This is a genomic window from Caulobacter sp. GW822-FHT01G02, from assembly GCF_058802865.1.
On the sequence record NZ_JBXAON010000005.1, the window covers coordinates 211,521 to 233,493 of the forward strand.

The 21,973-nt window shown below is 69.8% G+C and carries 26 protein-coding genes, 1 tRNA gene and 1 pseudogene; 18 read left to right on the plus strand and 10 right to left on the minus strand.

The genetic code is table 11. From position 1 onward, the window contains the following. Window positions 1-59 precede the first annotated feature (59 nt). From AC1RNC_RS16365 to AC1RNC_RS16395, 7 genes and pseudogenes are all read left to right on the plus strand, one after another. On the plus strand, window positions 60-590 hold the full coding sequence (locus AC1RNC_RS16365; RefSeq protein ID WP_492887395.1) for a (2Fe-2S)-binding protein: 531 nt from the start codon (window positions 60-62) through the stop codon (window positions 588-590). Next, on the plus strand, window positions 587-2,773 hold the full coding sequence (locus AC1RNC_RS16370; RefSeq protein ID WP_492887396.1) for a xanthine dehydrogenase family protein molybdopterin-binding subunit: 2,187 nt from the start codon (window positions 587-589) through the stop codon (window positions 2,771-2,773). Before AC1RNC_RS16365 ends, AC1RNC_RS16370 begins: the two co-directional genes overlap by 4 nt. Window positions 2,774-2,835: 62 nt before the next feature. Beyond that, window positions 2,836-3,015: pseudogene (locus AC1RNC_RS16375) on the plus strand (LuxR C-terminal-related transcriptional regulator); the annotation flags it as partial. A gap of 124 nt (window positions 3,016-3,139) precedes the next feature. After that, window positions 3,140-3,430 (plus strand): hypothetical protein, encoded by a 291-nt coding sequence (locus tag AC1RNC_RS16380; RefSeq protein ID WP_492887610.1) that lies wholly within the window; start codon window positions 3,140-3,142, stop codon window positions 3,428-3,430. Continuing rightward, window positions 3,427-3,561: a hypothetical protein gene (locus tag AC1RNC_RS16385; protein ID WP_492887622.1), complete on the plus strand. Its 135-nt coding sequence runs from the start codon at window positions 3,427-3,429 to the stop codon at window positions 3,559-3,561. The genes AC1RNC_RS16380 and AC1RNC_RS16385 overlap by 4 nt, the downstream gene beginning before the upstream one ends. 147 nt (window positions 3,562-3,708) lie before the next feature. Further along, window positions 3,709-4,137 (plus strand): hypothetical protein, encoded by a 429-nt coding sequence (locus tag AC1RNC_RS16390; protein ID WP_492887397.1) that lies wholly within the window; start codon window positions 3,709-3,711, stop codon window positions 4,135-4,137. After that, window positions 4,115-4,339 carry a hypothetical protein gene (locus AC1RNC_RS16395; RefSeq protein ID WP_492837792.1) on the plus strand — a complete coding sequence of 75 codons (225 nt, stop codon included), beginning with the start codon at window positions 4,115-4,117 and terminating at the stop codon, window positions 4,337-4,339. The genes AC1RNC_RS16390 and AC1RNC_RS16395 overlap by 23 nt, the downstream gene beginning before the upstream one ends. A gap of 48 nt (window positions 4,340-4,387) precedes the next feature. Here AC1RNC_RS16395 and AC1RNC_RS16400 read toward each other — a convergent pair whose 3' ends face one another. Further along, window positions 4,388-5,008, minus strand: a complete 621-nt coding sequence (locus AC1RNC_RS16400) for a nucleotidyltransferase family protein (RefSeq protein ID WP_492887398.1) — start codon at window positions 5,006-5,008, stop codon at window positions 4,388-4,390. Window positions 5,009-5,038: 30 nt separating this feature from the next. On the opposite strand from AC1RNC_RS16400, the gene moaA reads away from it, so the two are divergent. From moaA to moaC, 5 genes are read left to right on the plus strand one after another with little or no spacing between them, the layout of a single operon-like run. Further along, window positions 5,039-6,082 carry a GTP 3',8-cyclase MoaA gene (gene moaA / locus AC1RNC_RS16405; RefSeq protein WP_492887399.1) on the plus strand — a complete coding sequence of 348 codons (1,044 nt, stop codon included), beginning with the start codon at window positions 5,039-5,041 and terminating at the stop codon, window positions 6,080-6,082. A 3-nt stretch (window positions 6,083-6,085) separates the two neighbouring features. Then, complete coding sequence (locus AC1RNC_RS16410; protein WP_492887400.1) at window positions 6,086-6,325, plus strand: MoaD/ThiS family protein; 240 nt, start codon at window positions 6,086-6,088, stop codon at window positions 6,323-6,325. Then, the gene (locus tag AC1RNC_RS16415; RefSeq protein WP_492887401.1) at window positions 6,322-6,780 is read left to right on the plus strand and encodes a molybdenum cofactor biosynthesis protein MoaE; all 459 of its coding nucleotides are present in this window, start codon (window positions 6,322-6,324) and stop codon (window positions 6,778-6,780) included. Before AC1RNC_RS16410 ends, AC1RNC_RS16415 begins: the two co-directional genes overlap by 4 nt. Before the next feature lie 10 nt (window positions 6,781-6,790). Then, window positions 6,791-7,342 (plus strand): molybdenum cofactor biosynthesis protein B, encoded by a 552-nt coding sequence (gene moaB, locus AC1RNC_RS16420; RefSeq protein WP_492887402.1) that lies wholly within the window; start codon window positions 6,791-6,793, stop codon window positions 7,340-7,342. After that, window positions 7,339-7,818: a cyclic pyranopterin monophosphate synthase MoaC gene (moaC, locus tag AC1RNC_RS16425; protein ID WP_492887403.1), complete on the plus strand. Its 480-nt coding sequence runs from the start codon at window positions 7,339-7,341 to the stop codon at window positions 7,816-7,818. The genes moaB and moaC overlap by 4 nt, the downstream gene beginning before the upstream one ends. Here the strand turns inward: moaC and AC1RNC_RS16430 are convergent. From AC1RNC_RS16430 to tsaD, 6 genes are all read right to left on the minus strand, one after another. Next, window positions 7,815-9,614, minus strand: coding sequence for a methyl-accepting chemotaxis protein (locus AC1RNC_RS16430; RefSeq protein ID WP_492887404.1), 1,800 nt, complete (start codon window positions 9,612-9,614; stop codon window positions 7,815-7,817). The genes moaC and AC1RNC_RS16430 overlap by 4 nt on opposite strands. 120 nt (window positions 9,615-9,734) lie before the next feature. Further along, window positions 9,735-10,112 carry a hypothetical protein gene (locus AC1RNC_RS16435; RefSeq protein ID WP_492887405.1) on the minus strand — a complete coding sequence of 126 codons (378 nt, stop codon included), beginning with the start codon at window positions 10,110-10,112 and terminating at the stop codon, window positions 9,735-9,737. A gap of 45 nt (window positions 10,113-10,157) precedes the next feature. Further along, entirely contained in the window at window positions 10,158-10,523 is a 366-nt protein-coding gene (locus tag AC1RNC_RS16440; RefSeq protein WP_492887406.1) for a Rieske (2Fe-2S) protein, read from the minus strand. A gap of 1 nt (window position 10,524) precedes the next feature. Beyond that, window positions 10,525-10,809 carry a YciI family protein gene (locus AC1RNC_RS16445; protein WP_492887407.1) on the minus strand — a complete coding sequence of 95 codons (285 nt, stop codon included), beginning with the start codon at window positions 10,807-10,809 and terminating at the stop codon, window positions 10,525-10,527. Between the two features lie 31 nt (window positions 10,810-10,840). Beyond that, complete coding sequence (locus AC1RNC_RS16450; protein ID WP_492887408.1) at window positions 10,841-11,836, minus strand: NAD(P)H-dependent glycerol-3-phosphate dehydrogenase; 996 nt, start codon at window positions 11,834-11,836, stop codon at window positions 10,841-10,843. Then, entirely contained in the window at window positions 11,833-12,936 is a 1,104-nt protein-coding gene (gene tsaD / locus AC1RNC_RS16455) for a tRNA (adenosine(37)-N6)-threonylcarbamoyltransferase complex transferase subunit TsaD (protein WP_492887409.1), read from the minus strand. Before tsaD ends, AC1RNC_RS16450 begins: the two co-directional genes overlap by 4 nt. 71 nt (window positions 12,937-13,007) lie before the next feature. Between tsaD and hemC the strand changes: the two genes are divergently transcribed. The 6 genes from hemC (at window position 13,008) to AC1RNC_RS16485 (ending at window position 17,732) form a co-directional block, all read left to right on the plus strand. Continuing rightward, on the plus strand, window positions 13,008-13,976 hold the full coding sequence (gene hemC / locus AC1RNC_RS16460; RefSeq protein WP_492887410.1) for a hydroxymethylbilane synthase: 969 nt from the start codon (window positions 13,008-13,010) through the stop codon (window positions 13,974-13,976). A 4-nt stretch (window positions 13,977-13,980) separates the two neighbouring features. After that, window positions 13,981-14,700 (plus strand): uroporphyrinogen-III synthase, encoded by a 720-nt coding sequence (locus AC1RNC_RS16465; protein WP_492887411.1) that lies wholly within the window; start codon window positions 13,981-13,983, stop codon window positions 14,698-14,700. Between the two features lie 98 nt (window positions 14,701-14,798). Then, on the plus strand, window positions 14,799-15,692 hold the full coding sequence (locus AC1RNC_RS16470; protein ID WP_492887412.1) for a COG4223 family protein: 894 nt from the start codon (window positions 14,799-14,801) through the stop codon (window positions 15,690-15,692). Beyond that, window positions 15,689-17,245, plus strand: a complete 1,557-nt coding sequence (locus AC1RNC_RS16475; RefSeq protein WP_492887413.1) for a heme biosynthesis protein HemY — start codon at window positions 15,689-15,691, stop codon at window positions 17,243-17,245. The genes AC1RNC_RS16470 and AC1RNC_RS16475 overlap by 4 nt, the downstream gene beginning before the upstream one ends. A gap of 40 nt (window positions 17,246-17,285) precedes the next feature. Beyond that, window positions 17,286-17,361, plus strand: a tRNA-Thr gene (locus AC1RNC_RS16480). A 71-nt stretch (window positions 17,362-17,432) separates the two neighbouring features. Then, window positions 17,433-17,732, plus strand: coding sequence for a hypothetical protein (locus AC1RNC_RS16485; RefSeq protein WP_492887414.1), 300 nt, complete (start codon window positions 17,433-17,435; stop codon window positions 17,730-17,732). 7 nt (window positions 17,733-17,739) lie between these two features. Here AC1RNC_RS16485 and AC1RNC_RS16490 read toward each other — a convergent pair whose 3' ends face one another. From AC1RNC_RS16490 to AC1RNC_RS16500, 3 genes are all read right to left on the minus strand, one after another. Then, entirely contained in the window at window positions 17,740-18,390 is a 651-nt protein-coding gene (locus tag AC1RNC_RS16490; protein WP_492887415.1) for a hypothetical protein, read from the minus strand. 132 nt (window positions 18,391-18,522) lie between these two features. Beyond that, complete coding sequence (locus tag AC1RNC_RS16495; RefSeq protein ID WP_492887416.1) at window positions 18,523-20,721, minus strand: 3-hydroxyacyl-CoA dehydrogenase NAD-binding domain-containing protein; 2,199 nt, start codon at window positions 20,719-20,721, stop codon at window positions 18,523-18,525. Window positions 20,722-20,739: 18 nt separating this feature from the next. Continuing rightward, entirely contained in the window at window positions 20,740-21,945 is a 1,206-nt protein-coding gene (locus AC1RNC_RS16500; RefSeq protein ID WP_492887417.1) for an acetyl-CoA C-acetyltransferase, read from the minus strand. Window positions 21,946-21,973: the final 28 nt, after the last annotated feature.

Sequence of the window (21,973 nt, forward strand, 5' to 3'; positions counted from 1 at the left end):
GAGTGAACGGTGTTAGGTTTCGATATCGGCGAGACCTTATCGTTCGGAGACGAAGACGCATGGCCGTGACGCTCGACATCAATGGCAAGACGACCGCGATCCAGGCCGCGCCGGAGACCCCGCTGCTGTGGGTTCTGCGCGACGAACTGGGCATGACGGGCACCAAGTTCGGCTGCGGCATGGCCCAGTGCGGGGCTTGCACCGTTCACCTCGACGGCCAGCCGATCCGCTCGTGCGTCACGCCGATCGCGGCCGTCGGAGCCGCCAAGATCACCACCATCGAGGGCCTGGGCGGCCAGCATCCGGTGCAACAGGCCTGGGTGCGCCACGACGTGCCGCAGTGCGGCTACTGCCAGTCGGGCCAGATCATGTCGGCCTGCGCTCTGCTGGCCCAGAAGCCCAAGCCCTCCGACGAGGACATCGACAACGCCATGGCCGGGAACATCTGCCGCTGCGGCGCCTATCAGCGCATCCGCGCGGCGATCAAGGACGCGGCCGACTTCGGTCCGCCGCAGGGTGATAAGCACGCCGACATCGATGAGGCCATCGTGGCCGCCTCGGGCGCGACCAATCGCGGAGTCGGCCGATGAACGCGCCCGTCAACCCCAAGGACCTCGCCCAGGCCCAGCCGAGCCGCCGCGACGTGGTCGTCGCCTCGGCCCTGGTCGGCGGAACGCTGCTGGTCGGCTGCTCGCCGGCCGACATCATGAGCGCCGGCTCCAAGGTCGAGGTCGGGGCCTTCGGGCCTTTCATCAAGATCGCGCCCGATGGCGTGGTGACGGTGATCTCCAAGCACATCGAGTTTGGCCAGGGCAATCACGCCGGTCTCGCGGCCATCGTCGCCGAGGAGCTGGACGCCGACTGGACCAAGGTCCAGGTCGAGCAGGCCCCGGCCAACGCCAAGCTCTACGCCAACGGCGCCCTGGGCGCGCAGCTGACCGGTGGTTCGTCGGCGATCGCCAACTCGTGGGACCAGCTGCGCAAGGCCGGCGCCGGCGCGCGGGCCATGTTCGTCCAGGCCGCCGCCAACAAATGGAACGTCGCGGTCGGCGAGATCACGGTCAAGGACAGCGTCCTCACCCACGCCTCGGGCAAGACCGCAGGGTTTGGCGAGCTGCTGGCCGACGCCGCCAAGGTCCCGACCCCGACCGACGTCAGGCTGAAGGACCCCAAGACCTTCACCCTGATCGGCACCGACCGGGTGCGCCGCAAGGATTCGCAGGCCAAGAGCGACGGCACGGCCCGCTACACCCAGGACGTCCGCCTGCCCGACATGCTGACGGCGGTGGTCGCCCATGCCCCGCGCTTCGGCGCCAAGGTCAAAAGCCTCGACGCCGTCGACGCCAAGAAGGTGCCGGGCGTGGTCGACGTCTTCGAGATTCCGACCGGCGTGGCGGTGGTGGCCCAGACCACCTACGCCGCCCGCATGGGCCGTGAGGCGCTGAAGCTCGAGTGGGACGAGGACAAGGCCGAGAAGCGCGGTTCGGCGGCGATCGCCCAGCTTTTCCATGATGTCGCCGCCGGCAGGAACACCGAGACCAAGTGGGAGGCCTTCGACCAGCGCGGCGACGCCACGGCGCTCGCGTCCGCCAAGGGCGAAAAGGTGTTCGAGACCACCTACGAGTTCCCCTACCTGGCCCACGCGACCATGGAGCCGATGAACTGCGTCGCGGCCGTGGACGGCAGCAAGGTCAAGCTGACCTTCGGCTCGCAGGGGCAGACCCTGGATCAACTGGCCGCCGCCAAGATCGTCGGCTGCCTGCCGGGCTCGGTCGAGATCGAGACCCTGTTCGCCGGCGGCTCGTTCGGCCGGCGCGCCAACTTCCAGTCCGACTATGTCGCCGAGTGCGTCCACATCGCCAAGAAGGTCGGCAAGGGCCGGCCGGTGAAGCTGGTCTGGACCCGCGAGGACGACATGCGGGCCGGCTATTTCCGGCCGCTGACCATCCACGCCGTCAAGGTTCAGCTGGACAAGGACGGCTATCCGGCCGCCTGGCGCCATCGGATCGTCAGCCAGTCGATCATGAAGGGCTCGCCGATGGGCGGCAAAGGCCCCGACCAGACGGCGATCGAGGGTACGGCCGGCTCGCCGTACCTGAAGGCCACCCCGATCGTCGACGCCCAGGTGGCGCTGCCCGATGTCGGGGTGCCGGTGCTGTGGTGGCGCTCGGTGGGCGCGACCCACACCGCTTTCGTCATGGAGCACACGATCGACCAGCTGGCCGCCAAGGCCGGCAAGGACCCGATCGAGTACCGCCGGGCGCTCTACACCAAGGCCGGGGCCGACCGGCATCTGGCGGCCCTGAACCTGGCCGTCGAGAAGGCCTCGGCCCCGACGGTCGGCTGGACTCGTGGCGTGGCGGTGCATGAGAGCTTCGGCTCGGTCGTCGCTCAGGTGGCCGAGGTCAAGCTCGAGGACGGCGTCCCGCGCGTCGGCCGCGTGGTCACCGCCATCGATTGCGGCGTCGCCGTCTCGCCCGACCAGATCGCGGCGCAGATGGAGGGCGGGACCTGCTACGGCCTCTCGGCGGCGCTGTTCGGCGAGGTGACCCTGACCGACGGTCAGGTCGACCAGACCAATTTCGACCGCTATCGCGTGTTGCGCATCAACGAAGCGCCGATGGTCGAGACCAACATCGTGCCGTCCGGCAATCCGCCCAGCGGGGTCGGCGAGCCTGGCACGCCGGTGATCGGTCCGGCTGTGGCCAACGCCCTGTTCGCCCTAAACAAGACGGCGACCACCCGCCTGCCGTTCGTGCGCTCGGAAACCTGACCCACTGCAATTACCCGTTTCGCTCGCTAGACGGGAACAATTGGGCCGCCCATCCTAGGCGCATGGTTCAGGGCGTCAGTACCGCGTTCGAAAAGCTTACCCCGCGCGAGCGGGAAATCCTGCGGTTGGTCGCGGGCCATCTCCAGTCCAAGGAGATCGCCCGCGCGCTGGGCCTGTCGCCCAAGACCGTCGAGATGCACGTGCTCAGCGCCCGCCGCCGCCTGTCGGGCCTGAGCCGCCGCGACGCCGCCCTGGCCTTCGTGGCCTGGGAGGGCGGCGACCCCGGCAATGACTACCGTAAGCAGCCAGACGATCTGGCAGCGCTTGCCGGCCTGCCGCCTTCTGAGCGAGAGGCAGGGAGCGGCGATGCACGACCAAGACCTGAGTTTTCTAAGCCCTCGACACGCGGCGAACACGACCGGCTTCGTGGCCAGCTGGGTGTCGCTGGAGGCGTGCCTGACCTTGCTGGCGGTCACGGCGGAGCGAGGCGCCCTGGTGCCGGGGACGGTGTCGGCGCTGCGCAAGGCCCAGGCGACTGGCGAGCCGTCTTCGCGGACCTTGTTGAGGGTCCTGGCGGCGACGGCGTTCCTGACGGACGACCGGCCGCTCGGCGGGCCAATGGGCGGGCCAATGGGCGGGATTGGCGCCATGAGTTGACCACCGTCCAATGGCTCGGCCTGATCCTCGTGGTGACGGCCGTGACCGCGGTGTTGCTGGCGGTGACCACCATCGGGCTGCACCAGTTCATCAAGGCGGTCGAACGGATCATGGCGCCGCACTACAGCTAGGCGCCTGTCTGGTCGTCTCTCCGAAATCCCAGCGTCCCCAACGCGCGGCCGGCGCCGCGCGACAGGATTTCCTTTGCATGAAACGGTCTAGCGCCAGATCATCGGCCCTCCGCGACCACGGGGCGTGGTGCTCTTCGGGATCAGCGTTTGTTCGAATATCTCGCGTCAGTCACCTACGTCCTCATGTGGGCGATCTGCGGCGTGGCCTTCTGGCTGGGCGACCGACCGCTCAAGGCGACGGCGGCGGTCAGCATCTTCTTCTGGAGCATCACGCCGCTGGTCAGCCACTGGTGGCAGGGCTGGAACCTGCCGACCATCGTCGTCGACCTGAACGCCACGCTTGCCTTGGCCTGGATCTCGCTGCGGTGGCGGCGATTGTGGAGCACCGTGATGGTCGCTCTGAGCTTCCTGCAGGTGTTGACGCCGTTTGTCGCCTACCCGGCGCATTTCCACCGGTTCTACTGGCAGAGCGCTTACAATGTGCTGGGCTACCTGCTCCTCGCGGTCATGGTCGTCGCCACTGTGCTGACCGTGCGCGCCCGGGGACGGGCCGATGAGGGAGCAGTTCGATCCTGACCTCGACGCGATCGCCGACGCCGAGGACACCGCCGAGTTCAAGCGCAACCTGGTCGGCGTCAATGCCGACCATCGCCGGATCCTGCGGGTGCTGCTGCCCAGGCTGGCCGCCCTGCAGGAGCGCGGCGACTGCGCGGCCGCCCTGCGGCTGATCGCGGAGATCAAGCGCATCGTCATCGGCGAGGAGGAGCCGCTGCACTGAACCTGACGGGCGAAGGTCGTGGCCGGGCCCTAGGGGAGGGCCCCGGCGTCAGCGGCCTTCGACGGCGCGGGCAAGGTCCTCGGGTCGATCCACGTCGAGGTGGATCCCCGGATCCTGCACGGGAATCCGCGCCAACCGGGCGCCCGCGTTCTCCAGGAGGGCGCGGGCGCCTCCGTCTCCGGACAGCGCCCGCAGGGCCGGCAGCCAGGTCGCGCCGAACAGCACCGGATGGCCGCGACGGCCCAGATGCGCGGGCGCGACGATGTCGTACGGGCTCCTCAGGGACCGGGCCAGCAGCGCCGGCGTGGCCGGATCGACGGCCGGCATGTCGCCCAGGAACACGAAGACGCCCGCCGTGTCGTCGGGCAGGGCCGACACGGCCGCCCTCAGCGAAGCGCCCATGCCCTCGTCCGCGTCCTCGACCTGAACCATCACCAGCCGCTCCGAAGCCTTGAGCCGCCGGGCCGTCGTCTCGACCGCCGCGCGCACGGCCGGATCGGCGACGGCCACGAACACCCGCCGCACGGGCGACAGCAAGGCGGTGCGCAGGGCGTGGGCCACCAGCGGCGCGTCTTCCAGCATGGCCAGCAATTTGCCGCCGCCAAAGCGCACGCCGCGGCCGGCCGCCAGCACGACGGCCTCCAATCCGTTCGTATCGCTTTGCGTCATGGGCTCCAGCGCCTATTCTTACAGACAGACATGACGCCTTATGACGACAGTCCCGCGCAAGCGGTTCACGCGCCCACCCCCTCGCCGAGCCCGGTCTTGATCGACGGGTTCGGGCGCGCCGTCACCTATCTGCGCGTCTCGGTCACCGATCGCTGCGACCTGCGCTGCCTCTATTGCATGTCCGAGCATATGACCTTCCTGCCGAAGGCCGAAGTGCTGACGCTTGAGGAGCTTGATCGACTGGCCTCGACCTTCGTCGGCCTGGGGGTGCGCAAGCTGCGGCTCACCGGCGGCGAGCCGCTGGTGCGCAAGGGCTTCATGACCCTGGTCGCCGGCCTGTCGCGCCACCTGCGCAGCGGAGCGCTGGACGAGCTGACCCTGACCACCAACGGCACCCAGCTGGAAGGCTACGCCGCCGACCTCGCGCGTCATGGGGTGCGCCGGATCAACGTCTCGATGGATACGCTGAAGCCCGACCTCTTCCGCACCCTGACCAGGGGCGGGGACCTCGACGGGGTGATCGCCGGCGTCGATGCGGCCCTGGCGGCCGGGATCGCGGTGAAGATCAACGCCGTGGCCCTGAAGGCCGACAACGCCGCCGAGCTGCCCAGCCTGATCCAGTGGGCCCACGCGCGCGGCTGCGACATCACCCTGATCGAGACCATGCCGATGGGCGAGGTCGATCAGGACCGCACCGGCCAGTATCTGTCGCTGCAGGATGTGCGCCGCGATCTGTCCTCCTTCTGGACGCTGGAGGACATTCATCACACCACCGGCGGTCCGGCTCGCTACGTCCGGGTGGCCGAAACCGGTGGGCGGTTGGGCCTGATCACGCCGCTCAGCAACCACTTCTGCGACACCTGCAACCGGGTGCGCCTGACCTGCACCGGCACCCTGCATACCTGCCTGGGCCGCGACGACGCCAGCGACCTGCGCGCGGTGATTCGGAGCGGCGCGACGGACGCGGAACTGCGCGCGGCGATTTTCGCGGCGATCGGGTCCAAGCCCAAGGGTCACGACTTCCAGATCGCCCGTCCCGCCGTGGCGCGCCACATGTCCCAAACGGGCGGTTAGACGATGGCGCGGGTGCTGCTGTTCGGACGCCTGGCCGACCAGGCCGGCTGGCGCGAGCGCGTGGTCGAGGCCGGCGATCTGGCTAGCTTGCGCGCGACGCTTTCGGCCACTGACCCCGAGTTGGGCGAGGCTCTCTCCGGTCCCGGCGTCCAGGTCGCCGTCGACAAGACTATCGTGCGCGGTGAGAGCGTGCTGACCGCCGCGACCGAGGTGGCCTTCCTGCCCCCCATGAGCGGCGGATGAGCGTCACGCCCACGATCACCTTGGCCGACCAGCCATTCGAACCCGGCGCGCTCGTCACCGCCTTTTGCGCGGATCGCCAGGAGACCGGCGCGGTGGCCACCTTCGTCGGCCTGGCCCGCGCCGAGCAGGGCGCGGCGGCCGCGCTGGAGCTTGAGGCCTATCCGGGCTTCACCGACGCGGCGATCGGCGAGATCGCGAAGGACGCGATCGACCGGTTCAAGCTGCAGGACGTCCACATCGTCCACCGCACCGGCCGTATCGCGCCGGGCGAGGCCATCGTCTTCGTCGCCACGGCCGCCGGCCATCGCCGCGCGGCCTTCGAGGCCTGCGACTTCCTGATGGACTATCTGAAGAGCCGCGCGCCCTTCTGGAAGAAGGAGCATGGCCCGGACGGCGCGCGCTGGATCGAGCCGACGGACCGCGATAGGACCGACGCCGAACGTTGGGACGGATAGGAGAGACGGAATGACCGAAGCGCTGAAGCCGGGCGGCGGGATCAAGCCGGACCTTCCGTTCAAGCCGGTCCGCGTGGCCGTGCTGACCATCTCCGACACCCGCGACGAGGAGAGCGACACCTCGGGCCAGATCCTGGTCGACCGCGTCAAGGCCGCTGGCCACGACCTGGGCGGCCGGGCGGTGGTCCGCGACGATGTCGAGCAGATCCGCCGGCAGGTCCGCGACTGGATAGACGCCAAGGCCGTCGACGCCATCGTCACCACCGGCGGCACCGGCCTGACCGGCCGGGACGTCACCCCCCAGGCCCTGGAGCCGTTGTTCGACAAGAAGATCGACGGCTTCTCGGTGATCTTCCACCTGGTCAGCTACGCATCGGTGGGTCTGTCGACCTTGCAGTCGCGGGCCACGGCCGGGCTGATCGACGGCGTCTTCGTCTTCTGTCTGCCGGGCAGCAACGGCGCGGTGCGCGATGGCTGGGACAAGGTCATCTCCGCGCAATTGGACAGCCGCCACAAGCCCTGCAACATGGTCGAGCTGATGCCGAGGCTTCTCGAGCAGTGAGCAAGCTCACCCACATCGACGAGCAGGGCCGAGCCCGCATGGTCGACGTCTCCGACAAGCCGGCGACGGCGCGCGAGGCGGTGGCGACCGGCTTCGTGCGGATGCGCGCGGAGACCCTGGCTCTGGCGGTGTCGGGTTCGGGCCGCAAGGGCGACGTCCGCGCGGTGGCCGAACTGGCCGGGGTGATGGCCGCGAAGAAGACCTCGGATCTGATCCCGTTGTGCCACCCGCTGGCGCTGTCGAAGGTGGTGGTCGAGGTCGAGCCGGCCGAGGGCGGATTGTCGGTGACGGCGCGGGTCAAGACCACGGGACCGACGGGCGTCGAGATGGAGGCCCTGACGGCGGCGTCGGTGGCCTGCCTGACGATCTACGACATGCTGAAGGCCGCCGAGAAGGGCATGGTCATCGAGGCCGTGCGACTGCTCGAAAAGACCGGCGGCAAGTCGGGAGACTGGGCGGCGGACTCGCCGGCTTAAGCCGCCCGACGCTCCGCCGTCTCATCCGCGATCCGCAGCTCGCCCATCCGCTGGGCCAGGCGCGTGGCCTCCTGCGCCAGCGCATGGCTCGCCGCCGTCGTCTCTTCCACCATGGCCGCGTTCTGCTGGGTCACCTGATCCATCTGGTTCACGGCCACATTGACCTCGGCCAGGCCCCGGGCCTGTTCCTGGGCCGAGGCGGCCATGGCGCGAACCAGGCCGTCAATCTGCTCGACCTCGGCGGCGATGGCGCGCAGGGCCTCGCCGGCCTTGCCGACGAAGTCAACGCCCTGGTCGACCTCGGCGGCGCTGGCGGCGATCAGGCTTTTGATCTCCTTGGCCGCGTCGGCCGACCGCTGGGCCAGCGCGCGGACTTCCTGCGCCACGACGGCGAAGCCGCGGCCAGCCTCGCCCGCGCGGGCCGCCTCGACCCCGGCGTTCAGGGCCAGCAGGTTGGTCTGGAAGGCGATCTCGTCGATCACTCCGATGATCCGGCCGATCTGGCTGGAGGACTTCTCGATCGCGCCCATGGCCCCGACGGCCTGGTCGACGATGTCGCCGCTGGCCCCGGCCGCGTCCCGGGCGCGCTGGACCACGGCGCGGGCGCGGTCGGCGCCCTCGGCGGTCTGGCGTACGGTCGAGGTGATCTCGTCCAGGGCGGCGGCCGTCTCTTCCAGGCTGGCGGCCTGTTGCTCGGTGCGGCGGGACAGATCGTCGGCCGCGTCCGTGATCTCGCGCGCGCCGCCGTGGATCATGCTGGTAGCCTCCAGGGACGCCGCGATCACGCCCGACAGCTTCTCGACGGCGATGTTGAAATCGACGCGCAGCCGTTCGTAGCCGGCCGGAAACGGACGCTCCAGGCGTTGCGTCAGGTCACCCTCCGACATCGACCTCAACGCGCCGGCCAGGCTCTCGACCACAGCCTTTTGAGTGGCTTCGGCCTCGTCGCGGCGCGCTTCGGCTTCGGCGCGCTCGATCTCCAGGGCGTCGCGGACGTCTGCGGCTTCCAGCTCCTTGCGGCGGGCCTCGACGGTGTCGTGGAAGGTCTGGAGGGCCTCGGCCATCTGGCCGATCTCGTCCTGGCTGCGCTTTTCGGGCAACACTACCGACAGGTCGCCGGCCGCCAGACGGCGCAGGGCGCGGGTAATCTCGACCAGCGGCGCGACCAGACCCTTCTGGGCGGCGATCATCAGGATGGCGGCGAAGGCGGCGGCGACCAGCAGCAGCGCGCCCATCACCACCTGGCCCAGCAGGCCTATCGTCTTGGCGGCCTTGGCGTCGCGGATGGCGGCGGTCTCGATCTTGGTCGAGGCCTCTTCCATCTTGGTCTCGAGGGCGGAGAACTGCCGGGAGAAGTCGGGCAGCCCGGCGCGCGCGCCGGCCGCATCGGTGTCGGCTCGACCGACGATCGCGTCGGCCGAGGCGATGTAGGTCGCCAACGGGCCCTCGACGTCCGCGAGGGCGGCCTTGATCGCCGGATCGCGGGCCAACTGGCCACTCGCGGCGATGTCGCTCTCGAAAGCCTGGATGTGCTCGGCGAGATCCGCTTGGACGGCCTTGATGTCGACGCCCAGGGCAGGGTCGGAGGACATGATCCCGCCCATGACGTCAGCGCGCAGAGCGTCGTGCATCATGTCGGCATGCATGTGCAGGCGCAGGATCTTGGCCGAGGTCTCGGAGCGGGTGAGGGCAGAGTCGAGGCTCATCGCCACCCAAAGGCCCGTGCCGGCGGTGGCCGCGCACAGCAGCGCAGCGCCGGCGGCCGCTCCTATGACCTTCTGACCCAAGGACGCCATATCGGTATCTCCCCCGCGACGCATCGCAAATTCGCGGGGCAGGATGCGGGGATAGTTATCTAACGGCCCTTAACCTTGGCCGTATCGAGCCGGCGACATAGTGTCGCGTACCGGCGATATCTAGCGCGGGATTTCGGCGGTCTTGACCAGGGCGACCTGACGATAGACGGCCGCGACCTCGAAATAGCGGCCGAAGGCGGCGTGGAACTGATCGACGGCCTGCTTCACGCCCGGTCCGCCGATCTCGCTGATGTCGTGCCAGTAGTCGTCCAGCACCATCATGCCGCCGACGTAGATCAGGTCGAACTGTTCACTCCGCTCCAGCATCTGGGGCAGGACGTAGGTCGAGAAGCCCTTGTGGGTGTCGAGGCTCTTGAAGCCGCACTTGGCCAGGTTCGAGGCCAGGCGCGGATTGATCTTGGTCTGCGAGCGCAGCTTGGCGAGACCGGCGCGGTGGGTGACCGTCTCGGCGTCGAAGTGCATGTCGGCGGCGGCCATGATCCGGTTCCTCGCGATCGTTGGCGAGACCGTACCGGAAAGGTCTTAAGCGACGACGATCTGGCCGTCGCGGACCTCGACCGGCCAGGGGAACAGCTTGTCGCCGGGGCAGGGGCCCGCCACGCAGGTCCCGTCCTCGATCTTGAACAGGGCCGCGTGACCCGCGCACAGGATCAGGTCGTTCTCGCGGGTCAGGTAGCGGCCGGCGAAGCCGGCCAGCGGCCAGCCGGCGTGCGGGCAGCTGTCCAGATAGCCGACCACCCGTTCGTCCTTGCGGACCACGAACCCGGCGAACATCGCGTCGCCCTCGCGCCAGCGGAAGCCCTTCGCGCCGGGCGAGGCGATCTCGTCCAGCGCGCAGAGCACCGTGCCGGCGGCCGGGCGGGCGGGGTTGTCCGGGTCGGCGCGCAAGCTAGCCGAGCGAGCCGACGCCGACGCGCCAGGCCTGGATCTCGACGCTCTCGAAGATACCGGCCAGGGTGTAGGGGTCGTTGTCGACGAACGCCTGCGCGGCGGCGCGATCCTGCGCCTCGACGATCAGCATCGAGCCGATCGGGGCGCCGGCGTCATCCAGCAGCGGGCCGGCGGCCTTCACCAGGCCCGCGCCGTTCAGATAGTCCAGATGGGTCGGGCGAGTGGCCATGCGCGTCTCCAGCGCGCCGGGCTTATCCTTGCAGTAGATGACGAAGAGGGCCATGCGGCGGTCCTTTTTAGGTTTCTGATAGCTCTTAAATTTCAGACTTCAGGGGGCGAGACAGCAGGCGCGCGATGGCGGCGTCGACCTCGATCTCGCCGTCCAGGATGGCGGCGACGGCCTCGCAGATCGGAACCTCGACCCCGACCTTGCGGGCCAGGGCGCGGACGGCGGGGGCCGAGGCGACGCCTTCGGCCACGGATACCTTGCCGGCCAGGGCCTGCTCCAGGGTCAGGCCCCGGCCCAGCGCCAGGCCGACGCTCATATTGCGCGACTGCGGGCTGGAGCAGGTCAAAACGAGGTCACCCAGGCCGCAGAGACCCGACAGCGTCTCCGGCTTTGCCCCCAGGGCCACAGCCAGGCGGGTCAGTTCGGCGAAGCCCCGGGTGATCACCGAGGCGTGGGCGTTGCGGCCCAGACCCTTGCCCTCGACCACGCCGCAGGCGATCGCCAACACGTTCTTGACCGCCCCGCCCGCCTCGGCGCCGATCAGATCGCTGGCCGTATAGGGACGGAAGGTCGGGGTGGCGATGGCCTCGGCGATGGCGCGGCCCAGGGCCTCGTCCGCGCAGGCCAGGGTGACGGCGGCCGGAAGGTTGCGGGCCACCTCGCCGGCGAAGCTGGGTCCCGACAGGACCGCGATCGGTGCGCCCGGCAGGGTCTCGGCGGCGACCTCCGTCATCAGTTTCAGCGTGCCCTGCTCGACGCCCTTGGCGCACAGCACGATCGGCGCGCCGGCCTGACGATGCGGGGCGAAGGCCGCCAGCGCGGCGCGCAGGTGCTGGGCCGGGGCCACGGCCAGGATCAGGTCGCAGTCGGCGAGGGCGGCCAGGTCCGTCACGGCCGTGATCCCAGGCTCCAGTCCGACGCCGGGCAGGAACACCGCGTTCTCGTGGCGCTCATTGACGGCCGTCACGACCTCGGGCTCGCGGGCCTGCAGGGTGACCTGCAGACCGGCGCGAGCGCAGACCTGGGCCAGGGCGGTGCCCCAGGCGCCCGCGCCGATGACGCCCACGTGCTTAAAGGTCATGCCTTGGCTCCCTTGCGTCCGTAGGCGTTGGCGGGGTTGGCCAGCGCCGCGGCCTCGTCCAGCGGCCAGCGCGGTCGAGCGACCGCGTCGAGGTCGTCGAAGATCCCCAGGGCCAGCCGCTCGGCCCCCGCCAGGGCGATCATGGCGGCGTTGTCGGTGCAATAGGCCAGCGGCGGCGCGGCGAAGGAAAAGCCGTTCTTCTCGCAGTCGGCCAGCAGGGCCGCGCGCACCGCGCCATTGGCGGCCACGCCGCCGGCGACGACAAAACGCAGGTCGTCCGCGCCGTGGCTATCCCTGTAGAGCTTCATCGCCCGGTCGACCCGCTCGGACAGCTGGCGGGCGATGGCGCCTTGGACGGCGGCGGCCAGGTCGCGGCGCTCGTCGTCGGTGGTCAGGGTCTCGGCGATCCGCGCCGAGGCGGTCTTCAGGCCCGAGAACGAGAAGTCGCAGTCCTTGCGGCCCAGCAGGGCCCGGGGGAGGCTATAGCGGGTCGCGTCGCCGCCGACCGCCAGTTTCTCCAGGGCCGGACCGCCCGGATAGGGCAGGCCCAGGCTCTTGGCGATCTTGTCGAAGGCTTCGCCGGCCGCGTCGTCGATCGTGGTGCCCAGGCGCTTGCAGGCCCCGACGCCGGAGACCTCCAGCAACTGGCAGTGACCGCCCGAGACCAGCAGCAGCAGGAACGGATAGGCGATGTCGGCGCCGAGGCGGGCCGAGACCGCGTGGCCTTCCAGGTGGTTGACGGCGACCAGCGGCACGCCCCGCGCCAGCGACACGGCCTTGCCGAACGCCAGGCCGACCATCACCCCGCCGACCAGGCCTGGACCGGCCGTGGCGGCCACGCCGTCCAACTGGTCGAAGGTCAGGCCCGAGGCGCGCATGGCCTCGGCGGCGATGGCGTCGATCGACTCCACGTGGGCGCGGGCGGCGATCTCGGGCACGACGCCGCCGAACGGCGCATGCTGCTCGAACTGGGTGCCGATGACCGACGACAGCACTTCAACCGTCCCGTCCGGCGCGCGCCGTACGACCGAGGCCGCGGTCTCGTCGCAGCTGGTTTCCAGGCCGAGGATGGTGAGTGTTGAATCCGTAAGGACAGTCATTCGTTGCGGGCTTCCCGCCGCTCCTGTAGCAGCGAAGGTGAAATCTTGTCTCCGCAGGTAACGTTCCGACCGTGTCCCGGCAACCTCCCATCCGTATCGGCGCGCGTGGCTCCAAGCTCTCCCTGGCCCAGTCGGGGCTGATGCAGGCGCGGATCGCGCACGCGCTGGGTGTCCCCAAGGGGGCCTCGCAGGCCGAGATCGAGGCCGCCGCTCCGCTGATCCCGATCATCACCAGCGGCGACCGCATCCAGGACCGCCGCCTGATGGAGATCGGCGGCAAGGGGCTATTCACCAAGGAGATCGAGGAGGCCCTGCTGGACGGTCGCATCGACTGCGCGGTCCATTCGCTGAAGGACATGCCGGCCGAGCTGCCGCCGGGCCTGATCCTGGCCGCCACACCCGAGCGCGAGGATCCGCGCGACGCCTTCATCAGCCATGTCGCCGAGCGGCTGGAGGACTTGCCCAAGGGCGCGCGCCTGGGCACCGCGTCCTTGCGTCGTCAGGCCCAGGCGTTGCACGTGCGGCCCGACCTCGAGATCATCATGCTGCGCGGCAATGTCGACACCCGCCTGGCCAAGCTGGAGCGCGGCGAGGCCGACGCCATCCTGCTGGCCCAGTCGGGCCTGAACCGCCTGGGCCTGGGTCACCTGACCCGCAGTTGGCTCGACCCGGAGGCCGCTCCGCCGGCCCCTGGACAAGGCGCGTTGGTCATCGAGACCCGCCTCGAAGACGCCCACGCGCCCTGGCTGCAGGCCGTCAGCTGCCGCGAAACCACGCTCGCCGTCGCCGCCGAGCGCGGGGCGCTCTACGCCCTGGAAGGCTCGTGTCGCACGGCCATCGGCGCCCGCGCGGTGCTGGATGGTTCACGCCTGACCCTGATCGTCGAGGCCCTGACTCCGGACGGCGCGCAGCGCTTCCGCCGGCAGGGCGAGACAACCCTTTCGGGGGTGGATGATATCGCCGACGCCCGCGCCCTGGGCCTGGAGCTGGGCGCCCAGGTCCGCGTCGCGGGCGGCGACGCCATCCTGCTGCCGGAATAGCGCGGTGGACGCGGGCGCGCCGGTCTGGATCACCCGCGCCCGCCCCGGCGCCCTGGCCACCGCCGAGCGCGTGCGGGACCTGGGCTTCGAGGCCATCGTCGATCCTCTGCTGGCCGTCGAAATCCTGGACGCCGAGTTGGACCTCGCCCACGTTACGGCGCTTGCCTTCACCAGCGCCAACGGGGTCGAGGCCTTCGCGCGGCTGTCGGACGAACGCGGCCTGCCGGTGTTCGCGGTCGGTCGGGCCACGGCCAAGGCGGCGCAGGGCGAGGGCTTCGCGTCGGTCTCCAGCGCCGACGGAGATGTCGAGGACCTGTGCGCGCTGATCGCCGCCGGGGCTTCCGGACCGGTGCTGTGGGCCGGGGCCAAGGAACCGGCCGGCGATCTCGTCGGCATGCTGCGCGGCCACGGGGTGATGGCCAGAGGCGTGGCCGTCTACGAGACGCTGGAGCGCGCCCCTTCCGATGACACTCTGGCGCGGCTGGACGCGCCAGCGGCGGTGCTTGTGCACTCGCCCCGCGCGGCCCGCGCCTTGGCGGCGATCCTGCGTGAGCGGCCCGCGCCGGCCGTGCGATTCCTGTGTCTCTCCAAGGCCGTCGCCGCCCCTCTGCGCGACGCCGCCGAACCCGGGTCTGTGACCTTCGCGCCGCGTCCGGACGAATCCGCGTTGCTGGATCTGCTCAACGCCACAGGTCTGTCTGTTCAGACAGACTTGATTTCCTAGGGAGAGCGCGACGGTCGCCAAAACCGGACGCCACTTTTGGCTGTCGCGCTCAAGCGCGCCGTTGCGAAGCGCGGCGGCGTGGGGCACGAATGGACGTCATGAACGCCGCTCCCGATCCCGCTGAAATCGTCGCCCCCAGCGATCCGGCGCTGTATGCCCGCCGCCGCGTGATGGGACCCGGCGTCTGGATCTGGCTGATCCTCTGCGTGCTCTGCATCGCCCTGGGCGCGGGCGTCGCGCATTACGGCCCGACTCTGTTCAAGATCAAGGCCGCCCCAACTGACGGCGTGGTCTCGGCCGAGCCGAGCCCGCACGCGGTCGCCGATCGCGTCGCTACGGGCTTGGCCCTGCCGGTCGACGCCGGGACCAGCGCCGTGGCCCCGCCGGCCGCCGATCTCGAGCGCCTGGACGGCCGAATCGCCGCCCTCGAATACAGCCAGAAGGGCGTAACCGCCGCGGCGGCGGCGGCCTTGGCGGTTTCCGCGCTCGCGGAGGCCACCGAGACCTCGCGCCCGTTCGGCCAGGAGCTGGCCGGCCTGCAGCGCGTGCTGCCGCCCTCGCCCGACCTGCGGGCGCTCAGCGAGCTGGCCGACAAGGGCGCGCCGACCCGCGCCGGCCTGGCCGTGCAGTTCAGCGCCCTGGCTGGCCGCGCCGCCAGCGCTTCGCGCAATCCCGGTCCGGACGCCGACTTGTTCTCGCGCATCCGCTACGCCCTCTCCAGCATCGTCTCGATCCGCCACGTCGGCTCGACCACCGGCTCGACGCCCGACGCCATGCTGGCCCGCGCCCAGGCCTTGCTCGACGACGGCGATGTCGAGGGCGCGGTCCAGGCGCTGGACCCGCTGCCCGACGCAGCCCGCGTCGTCCTGGCCCCGTGGATCAACGCCGCCAACCGCCGCATCGAGATCGACCGCCACGTCGCCGCCATCCGCGCCGACGCCCTGACCGGCCTGTCTCGTGTCACGCGGACGGGCTCCGAGGGGCTGCCATGACCCGCGTCGCCTTCGCCCTCTTCCTCGTCGCCGCCGTCGCGGTCACCGTCCTGGCCCTGACCGGCGAGCCGGGTCGCGCCGCTCTGGAATGGATGGGCTGGCGCATCGAGATGACCGCCGCCGCCGCGGCCCTGCTGACCCTGTTCTCGGCGTTGGCGTTCACCCTGCTGTGGCGCGGCGTGATCTGGATCGTCGAGGCGCCGCGCCGGGCCGCCCGCGCTCGCGCGGAGGCCAAGCGCAAGTCGGCGATCGAGGCTCTGTCGCGCGGCTTCCTGGCGGTCGCCGCCGGCGACGGCTCCGAGGCTCGCCGACTGGCCCAGAAGTCGGCCGAACTGGCCGAGGACGCTCCGGCCCTGGTCCGCGTGCTCGCCGCCCAGGCCGCGGAGGCGGCCGGCGACCTTGGCGCGGCCAAGAGCGCCTACAACGCCATGCTCGGCTTCCCCGAGATGCGTCTGGCCGGCCTGCGCGGCCTGATTCAGGCGGCCCAGGCCGAGGGCGACCGGCCGACGGCCCTCCGTCACGCCGAGACCGCCTACGGCCTGGCGCGCACCGCCCGCTGGGCCTGGCGCGCCCTGCTGGAAGCTCGGCTGGAGGTCGGTGACTGGGCCGCGGCCCTGGATCTCGTCCAGGGCGCTTTGGAACGCAAGATCGTCTCGCCGGTCGTCGCCGATCGCAGCCGCGCCGCGCTCCTGGCCGCTTCGGCCGCCAGCCTGGAAGACAGCCCCGAGCCCAAGGCCCGCGTCCAGGCGCTCGACTTCGCGACCCAGTCGGTGAAACTGAAGCCCGACTTCGCACCCGGCGTGGTGATGGCCGCCCGCCTGCTGGCCGACGATGGCAAGGTCGCCAAGGCGGGCCAGCTGATCGAGACCGCCTGGAAGGCCGAGCCGCACCCGGCGCTTTGGCTAGCCTATCGCGACCTGAAGACCAACGAGACTCCCAAGGTCCGCGCCCAACGCCTGACCGCCCTGGCCGCGATGAAGCCCGAGCCGCGCGAGAGCCGCATCCTGCGTGTCGAGAGCGCCCTGATTGGCGGCGACCCCATCGCCGCCCGCGCCGCCGCCCGGCTGCTGGACGCCGAGGCCCCGACCGCCCGTTTCGCCGGTCTTATGGCCCGCGTCGCCGCCGCCAACGGCGAGGCCGACGAGGCTCGCGCCTGGATCGCCCGCGGCGTGGAGGCCCCGCAGGAGCCCGACTGGTCCGACCTCGACCCCGAGGGCCGCGCCTTCGCCTATCGTCGCGAGGACTGGGCCCGCCTGGTGGGCAGCTATGGCGAGACCGGCCAGCTGATCCACCCACGCCACGAGCGCCGCGAGCGGACGATGAACGACCTGCCCGAGCTGCCTTCGGCCTATGCCGACTACGCGGCGTCGACGCCGTTCATTCGCGCGGCCGAGACCGGCGGCGCCCTGATGCCCGTCCCTGACGATCCCGGCGTCTTCGACGCGCCGCCGATTTCGGACCCGCCGGAAGGGCCTCTTGGGGGAGGGCCGGCGCCTCGTCGCAATTCTGGTGCAAGACGGCGCTTGGCAAGCGGCTCGCGCGCCGCTAAATAGGCGCTCCCTTCGCCCTGAAGCCCTGCTTCGGGGTGCGTGGGCCGCCTTAGCTCAGCCGGTAGAGCGGCGCATTCGTAATGCGTAGGTCAGGTGTTCGAGTCACCTAGGCGGCACCACTTCTTCTTTCCTTTTTGAAATCAGGAACTCTCGCCACGACGGCTTCGTTCGTGTCTCGAAGGAGTTCCGCATGCCCAACCGCGTCGACGACGATACCGCCCTAGAGGAAGTCATGAGCTTTCTCGACTCACCGCCAGAGGAAGGCAGCGCCGACGACGAGCGGTTCGGGGAGCGGTTGAGGCAGGTGATCGCGGCGGCGATTCCATTGGATGAGGGCGAGGATCCGGCGGACGGGCCGACCTTGCAGCTGGACGACAGCCTGCGGGGTCGCCTGGAAGCGCTGGCGAAAAAGCGGGGCGGGAGCCACTATTTTGGCGACCATCCGGACGGCATCGGCCCGACCCTGGGCATGGATGTGAGCAAGTCGTAAGCGCCGCTCAGTCGTCCCAGCCCTTGCGCTTCTTCTTCTTGCCCAGGGCGAAGATCCCCGGATAGGGCCCCTTGCCGACGCGGTAGAGGCACCAGTCGTCGTCCTTGGCGCAGTCGCCGTCGAAGGCGGCTTTCTTGTCCGGGTCGATGGCGGCGTACATCGGGGCGGTGCGCGAGCGCTGGCCGTCGGCCTCGGCGCAGGCGGCCTTCTGGTCGCGGTTCAGGGCGACGGTCTTCTCGTGCCGACAACCGAGGCTTTTGCGCAGGCTCTCGCGGGTCTGATCGCTCTGCTCGACCAGCTTGCGGGCGGTGAAGCCGGGCGGGGCGACGATGGTTGGCGGGCCTGAGGGCCTGGCCGCCACGGACGGGGCCGGAATGATCGTGGGCGAGGACGGCAAGGGCGAGGCGGCGCTTGGCCGGACTTGGACCGGCGCGACCGGGGCTGGCGTGGACGTATCGACAGGGCGGGACGGCGCGTCCAGCAGCTGCGCCTCGATGATCGGCGGCTCGACCAGCTGCGGCAGCCAGCGCGCCCCGGAGACCAGGGCCAGCAGCACCAGGATGTGAGCGGCCAGAACCGCGCCCAGGGCCGTGAGGTTGCGCCGCAGATCCCGTCGTGAGGAGCGCCGCCAGGTTCCGATGGCGATCGCCGTACTCATGATGTCTCCAGGCGCTGCGGCGCTGGATATGGGTATGCGTGCGATGCGGCGCGAGCGTGGCCGTACGGGACAAGAAAAAGGCCCGATGTTTCCACCGGGCCTTTGCCTGTTTCAGCGATGAGGCTGGAAGCTTTACGCCGCCGCCTTCGCCTTGACGCCGAAGCGACCGTAGAAGGTCTCGCCCTTTTCGGCCATCTCGCGCAGCAGGGCCGGCGGCGCGAAGCGCTTGCCGTACTTCTGGGCGAGGGCGTCGCAGGTCTCGACGAAGGCCTTGGCGCCGACGCCGTCGATCAGGCTGATCGGGCCGCCAGTCCAGGGCGCGAAGCCCCAGCCCAGGATGGCGCCGACATCGGCCTCGCGCGGGTCGACGATGACGCCTTCCTCGAAGCAGCGGGCGGCCTCGACGGCTTGGCGATACAGCAGGCGGGTGCGGATCTCTTCGATCAGCTTGGCGTCGGCGTCCTTGATGGTCACCGGCGCCAGTTCGGCCAGACCCGGCCACAGCTTCTTCTGACCGCCTTCCGGATAGTCGTAGAAGCCCTTGCCGTTCTTGCGGCCGAGGCGGCCCAGCTCGACGACCATCTTTTCCAGAACCGGGGCGAACGGACGCTCCTCGTACTTATCGCCGAGGTCCTTCTTGGTCTGCTCGCCGATCTTGTAGGAGAGGTCGAGGGCGACGTCGTCGTTCATCTCCAGCGGACCGCGCGGCATGCCGGTGGCGCGGCCGACATTGTCGATGATGGCGGGGGCGATGCCCTCGGCCATCATTTCCAGGCCTTCCTGCACGAAGGTGCCGAAGCAGCGGCTGGTGTAGAAGCCGCGGCTGTCGTTGACGACGATCGGGGTCTTCTTGATCTTCAGGACGTAGTCGATCGACTTGGCCAGGGCTTCCTGGCTGGTCTCCTGGCCCATGATGATCTCGACCAGGCCCATCTTGTCGACCGGCGAGAAGAAGTGGATGCCGATGAACGAGGCCGGACGCACCGAGGCCTTGGCCAGGCCGGTGATCGGCAGGGTCGAGGTGTTGGAGCCGAAGATGGCGGTGTCGGCCAGTTCGGCCTCGGCCTTCTTGGTCACCTCGGCCTTCACGTCGCGGTTCTCGAACACGGCTTCCACGACCAGGTCAGAGCCCTTGACCAGGCTGTAGTCGGTGGTCGGGGTGATCAGGGCGAGGATGGCGTCGCCCTTTTCCTGGGTCATCTTGCCGCGCGAGACGGCCTTCTTGACCAGGCCCTCGGCGTAGGATTTGCCCTTGTCGGCGGCTTCCTGCGTCTGGTCGATCAGCACGCTCTCGATGCCGGCCATGGCTTGGACATAGGCGATGCCCGCGCCCATCATGCCGGCGCCCAGGACGGCGACCTTCTTGACGTCATAGTGCGGGACGTTGGCCGGACGGCCCGAACCCTTGCCCAGCTCCTGCAGGGAGAGGAACAGGGTGCGGATCATGCCCTTGGCCTGGGGCGTCATCATGGTCTTGAGGAAGTAGCGGGTCTCGATCCGCAGGGCGGCGTCGAACGGCACCTGCGTGCCCTCATAGACCGCCTTCATGATGTTCAGCTGGGCCGGGTAGTTGCCGTAGGTCTGCTTGCGCAGCATGGCGTTGCCCATCACGAAGACCTGGCTGCCGGTCGGGGTGTAGGGACCGCCGCCCGGAAGCTTGAAGTCCTTCTTGTCCCACGGGGCGACGGGATCGCCCTTGGTCTTGACCCAGGTCTTGGCGGCTTCCACCACCTGGTCGGCCGGGACGACCTCGTGCACGACCTTGTTGGCCAGGGCCTCGGCCGGCTTCATCGACTTGCCTTCCAGCAGGTACGGCGCGGCGGCCATCACGCCCATCAGGCGCGGCAGGCGCTGGGTGCCGCCGGCGCCCGGCAGCAGGCCGACCTTGGCTTCCGGCAGGGCCAGCTGGATCTTCGGATTATCGGCGACCACGCGATAGTGGCAGGCCAGGGTGATCTCCAGGCCGCCGCCCATGGCCAGGCCGTTGATGGCCGCGGCCACCGGCTTGCCGCAGGTCTCCAGGGCGCGGAACGCCTTGTTTAGCGCGAAGCCGGCCTCGAAGGCGGCTTTCAGGCCCTCTTCGCCCGGCTTGCCGCCACCCAGGCCGCCCGAACCACCGAGCTCACCGAGGTCGGCGCCGGCGCAGAAGCCGGTCGTCTTGCCCGAGGTGATGACTGCGCCCTTGATGGCGGCGTCCGACTTGATGGTCTCGACCACCTCGCCGATTTCCTTGATGACCGAAGCGGTCAGGGTGTTCATCGAGCGGCCGGGCACGTCGAAGGTGACCAGGGCCACGCCGTCGGAATCGACCTCGATCTTGAAGTTTTCCATGGTGTTAGCTCCTCAGCCTTAGACGCGTTCGATGACGGTGGCGGTGCCCATGCCGGCGCCGACGCACAGGGTGATCAGGGCGGTTTCCTTGTCCGAGCGTTCCAGCTCGTCGAGCATGGTGCTGATCAGCATCGCGCCGGTGGCGCCCAGGGGGTGACCCATGGCGATGGCGCCGCCGTTGACGTTCATCTTGTCGTGCGGGATGTCCAGCGCCTGCATCATGCGCAGGACGACGGCGGCGAAGGCCTCGTTCAGCTCATAGAGGTCGATGTCCTTGACGCTCATGCCCAGGCGCTTGAGCAGCTTTTCGGTGACCAGCGAGGGGCCGGTCAGCATGATCGAGGGTTCGCTGCCGATCGAGGCCGCGCCTTTGATGCGGCCGCGGGCCTTCAGGCCCAGGGCCTCGCCCATTTCCTTGGTGCCGATCAGCACGCCCGCGGCGCCGTCGACGATGCCCGAGCTGTTGCCGGCATGGTGGACGTGGTTGATCTTCTCGACCTGCGGATAGCGCTGGGTGACCACGGCGTCGAAGGCCATTTCGCCCATGCCCGTGAACGACGGGTTCAGCGAGGCCAGGGTCTGCATGGTGGTCGAGCCGCGCACGGTCTCGTCGTGGTCGAGGATGGTCAGGCCCAGCTGGTCCTTCACGCCGATCACCGACTTCTTGAAGCGACCATCGGCCCACGAGGCGGCGGCGCGCTTCTGGCTCTCGACGGCGTAGGCGTCGACGTCGTCGCGGCTGAAGCCATAGAGCGAGGCGATCAGGTCGGCCGAGACGCCCTGTGGGGCGAAATAGGTCTTGAAGGCCGAGGACGGGTCGGTCGGCCAGGCGCCGCCGTCGCTGCCCATGGGCACACGGCTCATGCTCTCGACACCGCCGCCGATGGCCATCTGGGCTTCACCCGAGGCGACCTTGGCCGCGGCCATGTTCACGGCTTCCAGGCCCGAGGCGCAGAAGCGGTTGATCTGCACGCCGGCGACGCTTTCGGCGTAGTCGGCGGTCAGGACGGCGGTGCGGGCGATGTCGCTGCCCTGCTCGCCGACGGGGGCGACGCAGCCCAGGATGACGTCGTCGACCTTGCTAGTGTCCAGGTTGTTGCGGTCACGCAGGGCTTCCAGCACCTGGGAAGCCAGGGACAGGGACGTGATCTCGTGCAGAGACCCGTCCTTCTTGCCCTTGCCGCGCGGGGTGCGCACGGCGTCGAAAATGTAAGCGTCAGCCATGGAATGGCTCCTTCCTGCGAAGTGGTGT

Coding starts and splice junctions, on each gene's coding strand:
- AC1RNC_RS16475 (WP_492887413.1), top strand. CDS start 15,689: ATGACCCGCGTCGCCTTCGCCCTCTTCCTCGTCGCCGCCGTCGCGGTC.
- tsaD (WP_492887409.1), bottom strand. CDS start 12,936: ATGACTGTCCTTACGGATTCAACACTCACCATCCTCGGCCTGGAAACC.
- AC1RNC_RS16470 (WP_492887412.1), top strand. CDS start 14,799: ATGAACGCCGCTCCCGATCCCGCTGAAATCGTCGCCCCCAGCGATCCG.
- AC1RNC_RS16450 (WP_492887408.1), bottom strand. CDS start 11,836: ATGACCTTTAAGCACGTGGGCGTCATCGGCGCGGGCGCCTGGGGCACC.
- AC1RNC_RS16500 (WP_492887417.1), bottom strand. CDS start 21,945: ATGGCTGACGCTTACATTTTCGACGCCGTGCGCACCCCGCGCGGCAAG.
- AC1RNC_RS16435 (WP_492887405.1), bottom strand. CDS start 10,112: ATGGCCGCCGCCGACATGCACTTCGACGCCGAGACGGTCACCCACCGC.
- AC1RNC_RS16490 (WP_492887415.1), bottom strand. CDS start 18,390: ATGAGTACGGCGATCGCCATCGGAACCTGGCGGCGCTCCTCACGACGG.
- AC1RNC_RS16415 (WP_492887401.1), top strand. CDS start 6,322: ATGAGCGTCACGCCCACGATCACCTTGGCCGACCAGCCATTCGAACCC.
- AC1RNC_RS16370 (WP_492887396.1), top strand. CDS start 587: ATGAACGCGCCCGTCAACCCCAAGGACCTCGCCCAGGCCCAGCCGAGC.
- AC1RNC_RS16495 (WP_492887416.1), bottom strand. CDS start 20,721: ATGGAAAACTTCAAGATCGAGGTCGATTCCGACGGCGTGGCCCTGGTC.
- AC1RNC_RS16410 (WP_492887400.1), top strand. CDS start 6,086: ATGGCGCGGGTGCTGCTGTTCGGACGCCTGGCCGACCAGGCCGGCTGG.
- AC1RNC_RS16445 (WP_492887407.1), bottom strand. CDS start 10,809: ATGGCCCTCTTCGTCATCTACTGCAAGGATAAGCCCGGCGCGCTGGAG.
- AC1RNC_RS16365 (WP_492887395.1), top strand. CDS start 60: ATGGCCGTGACGCTCGACATCAATGGCAAGACGACCGCGATCCAGGCC.
- AC1RNC_RS16395 (WP_492837792.1), top strand. CDS start 4,115: ATGAGGGAGCAGTTCGATCCTGACCTCGACGCGATCGCCGACGCCGAG.
- moaB (WP_492887402.1), top strand. CDS start 6,791: ATGACCGAAGCGCTGAAGCCGGGCGGCGGGATCAAGCCGGACCTTCCG.
- AC1RNC_RS16380 (WP_492887610.1), top strand. CDS start 3,140: ATGCACGACCAAGACCTGAGTTTTCTAAGCCCTCGACACGCGGCGAAC.
- moaA (WP_492887399.1), top strand. CDS start 5,039: ATGACGCCTTATGACGACAGTCCCGCGCAAGCGGTTCACGCGCCCACC.
- AC1RNC_RS16400 (WP_492887398.1), bottom strand. CDS start 5,008: ATGACGCAAAGCGATACGAACGGATTGGAGGCCGTCGTGCTGGCGGCC.
- AC1RNC_RS16485 (WP_492887414.1), top strand. CDS start 17,433: ATGCCCAACCGCGTCGACGACGATACCGCCCTAGAGGAAGTCATGAGC.
- AC1RNC_RS16430 (WP_492887404.1), bottom strand. CDS start 9,614: ATGGCGTCCTTGGGTCAGAAGGTCATAGGAGCGGCCGCCGGCGCTGCG.